The sequence below is a fragment of the Mesorhizobium waimense genome (assembly GCF_003601975.1).
GTDB lineage: Bacteria > Pseudomonadota > Alphaproteobacteria > Rhizobiales > Rhizobiaceae > Mesorhizobium > Mesorhizobium waimense.
The window spans coordinates 1-431 of record NZ_QZWZ01000220.1; the positions used below are offsets into that span (position 1 = coordinate 1).

The 431-nt window shown below is 71.0% G+C and carries 1 protein-coding gene; it reads left to right on the plus strand.

The features are described 5' to 3' along the window. On the plus strand, positions 1-431 hold a 431-nt coding region (locus D3227_RS40725; protein WP_147377852.1), incomplete at both ends, for an RHS repeat domain-containing protein.

Below are 431 nucleotides of genomic sequence, written 5' to 3' on the forward strand. Positions count from 1 at the left end.
ATACCAATGGGGTGAAGAAGGGCTGTCGCAAGGCCGCGTCGTGGGCATCACCGATGGCAGCGGACGCCGCTATGCGCTGCGCTACGAGCGCATCGCGCCGGATGCCACTGCGGCCCGCCAAACCGGCAAGCAGGACGCGTCAGCCAGTGGCGTTCGCAAACCCTCCCTCCATCCACTGCTGCAACCCGACGACGGCGTGCGCCTCGTGGGCGTGGACTGCACGTTCAACCCGCCGGACCCCAGCGTGGTGCCCGGCACGGCCCCGCGCCCGCAGCCGCTGGTGCGCTACCGCTACGACGGCGCCGGCAACCTCGCCGAAGTGCTGGGCCAGGACGGCACGGTACTGCGCCGCTTCGGCTACGACGCCTGGCACCGCATGACGGAGCACCAGGCGCGTCAGGGCCCGCGGCACCGCTACGTCTACGAAGACC